Annotated in this window: 5 protein-coding genes; all 5 read right to left on the bottom strand. The window is 51.3% G+C overall.

What is annotated here, in order from left to right:
- Positions 1-1,579 precede the first annotated feature (1,579 nt).
- Positions 1,580-1,957: a hypothetical protein gene (locus tag GOB86_RS14770; RefSeq protein ID WP_165993404.1), complete on the bottom strand. Its 378-nt coding sequence runs from the start codon at positions 1,955-1,957 to the stop codon at positions 1,580-1,582.
- 21 nt (positions 1,958-1,978) lie between these two features.
- A complete protein-coding gene (gene mazF, locus GOB86_RS14765) occupies positions 1,979-2,308 on the bottom strand; it encodes an endoribonuclease MazF (protein WP_165993402.1) in 330 nt (109 codons plus the stop codon).
- A 2-nt stretch (positions 2,309-2,310) separates the two neighbouring features.
- Positions 2,311-2,553: an AbrB/MazE/SpoVT family DNA-binding domain-containing protein gene (locus tag GOB86_RS14760; protein WP_165993400.1), complete on the bottom strand. Its 243-nt coding sequence runs from the start codon at positions 2,551-2,553 to the stop codon at positions 2,311-2,313.
- Positions 2,554-3,067: 514 nt separating this feature from the next.
- Entirely contained in the window at positions 3,068-3,553 is a 486-nt protein-coding gene (gene ssb, locus GOB86_RS14755; protein WP_165993398.1) for a single-stranded DNA-binding protein, read from the bottom strand.
- 53 nt (positions 3,554-3,606) lie between these two features.
- Positions 3,607-3,996 (bottom strand): hypothetical protein, encoded by a 390-nt coding sequence (locus tag GOB86_RS14750; RefSeq protein WP_165993396.1) that lies wholly within the window; start codon positions 3,994-3,996, stop codon positions 3,607-3,609.
- Between the last annotated feature and the right edge of the window lie 307 nt (positions 3,997-4,303).

Here is a 4,303-nt window from a genome sequence, read left to right as displayed (position 1 = left end):
GAGAACATGTATGCGACTGCACGGAGACCCCGCAGGGGGCTCCGGGTGAGGTTGGCGGCTTGCCGCCTAGCGAACCTAGTGTGAACGCACTCGGCGGAGCCGAGCCGCCCCAGATCCTTATTCCTGATGCGACAACCGTATTCACAACCTGATGGGTGATGATGGTCTTAGGACACTTTGTCCTGAAGCGGCATGAGGATCTAAAGAGATGTGTATTCGCAAGACACTAAGAATTTTTGGGGTATATGGGCTCTTTACGTTTTTTATTACAGGTAACGCTCAGGCATCCGAATATGGATTTGCCAAAATTTCATTAAAGGATGGGACGGTTCAAACTGTCCATCTTGAGCTAAACGGTCCGAAGCAGACGCTTACTTCGTTCCGGAACGACCTGTATTTTCCTGATGTGAGAACCAGACCTTCAGGCACAGGGACTTCGATTTCCACATTGCCGAGGCCTGAGTGCTTCAACAACTGTGATCGTCTGGAACTTGAGGCGAAGGGCACGTCAACCGGGCGTGTCATACTAAGGTTCAATGTTGAACACCGAGACGTTCCGAAGCTTCGAGCCTCCCGGCTTCAGAGTAACGGATCGATTTATAATGCTGAAATTACTGGCTGGACCATTGAAGGAGCTGTTCTGATCAGGGATAGACAAGTGCTGCCACTGGTCCTGACGTCGAGCGGAGAGCAGGTTGGGACTCTGACGTGGACGAACGAACCTTCTGAGCGAAGCAACTGAGGTGGCCCGCCAGGGAGACCTTTTTGGTTGGAAGCGGCCGCGGCGTAAGCCGCGCAAGCTTGCGCATCTGATTGATCTTGGAGACCACGGGTGTGTTTACCCGGCTGGGAAGCATATGGTTGGCCTGTTCCGGTGCGTGCGCTGCGCGTGGGAAAGCGGCTGGGTGGAGATGTCCACTGTCACGGAATGCCACCGAGGCATACCGTGCGAACGGTGTAATACAATTTCAGAAGGTATTGAAACCGGCAGATGCGTGCCCGGAATAAAGTAAGTCTCTATAACTCTTATTCCGGGAATGCCGCTAATATATTAGCAACCTTCGGATTATCACTGAGATGTTATAGAACAATTTATTTCGGATGTGTTTTTATTTATCCACGACACCCACAACACAATTCCTTCTGTTATGTGTGTCGTGGACATAAGCACGGAATGGCTTTTCCCAAAAATCATTCCACACTCCTGTGGCTTTCTATCTGCCGTGTTAGCGGAAGAGGAATGAGTGTAGTGAACCCATTAAAGACAAAAGCCATTTCCAGATTACGGAATGGCCACTGGCTTTCGATTGTGTCTACTGAGGAAAAGAGCGGCACAGGCTATGCGCATATTGTTCGTGTTGTGGAAACGACCGATGGTTGTTTTTACAACACGGGAGAGGACAACGTCGTTGCGATCCACTCCATACATCGCCGTTGTGTTACGGAGCACGAGGGCTGCCAGTGTTGCTCTAACTGTCATCAATACGTGGTTTCACAAAAACGGGCTCAAGAGATTTTCAACCGTATCTCTGCACGAGAGGGCACGCCGATCCGCCGGGCATCCCAGACGTAAATTCTATTAATCCCTGCGCCTGGCTATTGCTAGAGATGATTTCTTTCTCTTCTGGCAAGATAGTGCCAACAACTTCCGAATTCGTTCCCGTTTGTCGTCAGGAATGAACCTACTCTCGATGTAGAGAGGGTAGGTTTCATCAGGTAGGACGAACCACGTGGCATATCCTCTGGAGATTGGGTTTCCCTTTTCCCCTTCGTCACCATTCCAGCGTTGTGCAAGGACGTAACGCGTTTCCTCAACATCGGACCACTGACCAAAAGCCATAGACCACCATTTGGATACATGCAGAATATAGATCAGCTTCCATTTGTCTCGTGGAGAAACAACCTCCCGAGGATGGGTGCCGATCACGTTGTCGGTCACGGTGGAGGTCTCAATCATTAGCGAGATCCTTTAGAGTGATCATTTACCTATTAAGGCGCGGGCTTTAGCACGAATACTCGACAGTTCTGTTTCAGAAACGCGACCTTTGCGTTTGGCCCCCCGAGCTTGCCAATCGAGGGACTTGACCTGATCCGCGAGTACAAAGCTTTTTGTTTTACCCTCGACCATGACTTCAAAGGGGTATCCTTTGGATTTTGTAGTCAGAGGACAGCACAGCAACAGGCCGATGCGGTTATACGCTGCTGGCGAGAGGACAACAGCTGGCCTATGGCCGGCCTGCTCATGGCCTGATTGTGGGGTGAAATTCAACCAGATAATATCGCCTTCATCCGGCACATAATCAGCCATAGTTAAAGCAGTTCCTTGCCTACGGCTGGGCCGAAATCGACCTCATGATGCATGTTGTCAGGCGTTATCCCTGCGAGCAGTTCTGCCAGATCGCATTCAGTGGCAACAACTGGCTCGATAATGATGCGGCCCGCCTCTTCCCGCACATCGACCGCTTGGTCGAGACGCAAGCCAACTGCATTCATCACAGATGATGGGATACGAATGGAGGCGCTATTTCCCCATTTTTTAACGAGAACCTGCATGGACTTTTCCTCTGCATTATTCCTCTCAGATTACAGCCACCGCACCAAGAGTGTCAACAATGTATCAACTTCCATCTGCGCCTGAACCGTACCGACAGAGAGAAATCAGAGAGACGGGAAGTTCACAACTTCACTAAAAACCCACTGAGCCGGTGAGACCAATTCCCCATCAGTCCACTGCTCTTCGCTGAGTTCGTAAACTGTACCATCGAGGGCCAAAGCGAACCACACACCCCCCTCTCTCCACACTGATTTGAAATCCTCCATACCGGATATTCCTCTTTTAATTGGGCGTTGCCAGAGATAAGGGAGGACTTACCACCTCCCTCAGTTGCTACCGTTAAATTTCCAACATGAGTTTGTAGTTCAGGTCGTCAATCTCATCATCATGACTGAAACCTGGCACATACTTAAGCTGTCTGCTCGGCGGTAATCCCCTGCCCGCAACACATGTGCGGCGGGCTTGTGCAGGAACGGACTATAACGGCACGAACCCGAACAGACATGGTGGTTCTCAGAACGGAACTTCGTCATCCAGATCACCGGAAGCCTGCGGAGCAGCAAAGCCACCGCTGGCTACGCCACCTTGGGGGCGAGGAGCGTAGCCCTGCCCGGCTCCATAACCTGCATCACCACTCTCGCCCGTGTTGCGGCTGTCCAACAGAACCAACTCGCCACGGAAGCGGTCCACGATTACTTCGGTCGTATAGCGTTCCTGCCCGCCCTGATCGGTCCATTTGCGGGTTTGCAACGCGCCTTCAAGGTAGACCTTGCGACCTTTGCGCAGGAAGCGTTCAGCTACATCTGCCAGCCGGTCGTTAAAAATAACAACACGGTGCCATTCTGTCCGGTCGCGCTTTTCGCCCGAGGCGCGGTCGTTCCATGTATCGCTGGTGGCAAGCGAGAAAGAGACGATCTTCGCGCCGCTCTGTGCATGACGCACTTCGGGGTCTTTACCAAGATTACCAACCAGAATGACCTTGTTAACACTGCCTGACATTTGCCTGTTCCACTATAAATTTTGAAAAGAGAGTTTCTAATCTGAAGGACGATTTAGGCGGTTCCCAGTTTAGCCCGCTCCGTCAAAGAGTACTGCACAGCCCATTCATTCACTTTGGCGGCAATCTCTGCTGGCGTTCCTTCCCGGCCGTCCCAATCTTTAAGCAGGTCAGGCCCATAATGCAGTGCAATATACCGACGGCTTTCCGGGTCTGCGGAATAATTGACCCCAAGATACCGTGCGCCATTAGGGATCATCATTCCATCAGGAGCAATCCCTACGAACAGCCGTTTCACACCATTCTGGAGGTGCTGTGCATCGCAGTATTCCCAGCTGTGATTGTTCACCAAGGCTTCAAGCGTTAGATCTGAGTAATGCAGCCTTTCCACATTCCCTTGCGATGATGATGGCGAAATGGCTACAGTATTTTCACCGTCGGACATGAAAGACACCTTTTCTGTTCTACGCAGTCCCGGTCTGGTGTTAGAGCACTGACCGGGGCGCTTTGTTGTTTGGGCCTATTCCCTCTCAACAAGTAAAGAATAGTACAGCCACACAGTAAACGCAAGCAATAAACCCCCAAAAACGGCAATAAACAGCCATTCATTATTGTTTTCTCGCGCATATAATGCTTGCAAGAGAAGTATAGACGGAATGTTTTACTAGACCATATCCTGCCGGGGTTCGGGGCGGCGAGCGCCCGAGGCGGTTTCGAGAGTGGAGGGGATGGAGGCGTTTTTCTGAGCCACA

Origin of the sequence: Acetobacter lambici (genome assembly GCF_011516885.1) — a bacterium.
GTDB classification, from domain to species: Bacteria; Pseudomonadota; Alphaproteobacteria; order Acetobacterales; family Acetobacteraceae; genus Acetobacter; species Acetobacter lambici.
This window is presented reverse-complemented; position numbering and strand designations above follow the sequence as displayed.

What these genes read in the sequence shown, in the direction of transcription:
- GOB86_RS14770 (WP_165993404.1), bottom strand. Translation starts at nt 1,957, where the DNA reads ATGATTGAGACCTCCACCGTGACCGACAACGTGATCGGCACCCATCCT.
- mazF (WP_165993402.1), bottom strand. Translation starts at nt 2,308, where the DNA reads ATGGCTGATTATGTGCCGGATGAAGGCGATATTATCTGGTTGAATTTC.
- GOB86_RS14760 (WP_165993400.1), bottom strand. Translation starts at nt 2,553, where the DNA reads ATGCAGGTTCTCGTTAAAAAATGGGGAAATAGCGCCTCCATTCGTATC.
- ssb (WP_165993398.1), bottom strand. Translation starts at nt 3,553, where the DNA reads ATGTCAGGCAGTGTTAACAAGGTCATTCTGGTTGGTAATCTTGGTAAA.
- GOB86_RS14750 (WP_165993396.1), bottom strand. Translation starts at nt 3,996, where the DNA reads ATGTCCGACGGTGAAAATACTGTAGCCATTTCGCCATCATCATCGCAA.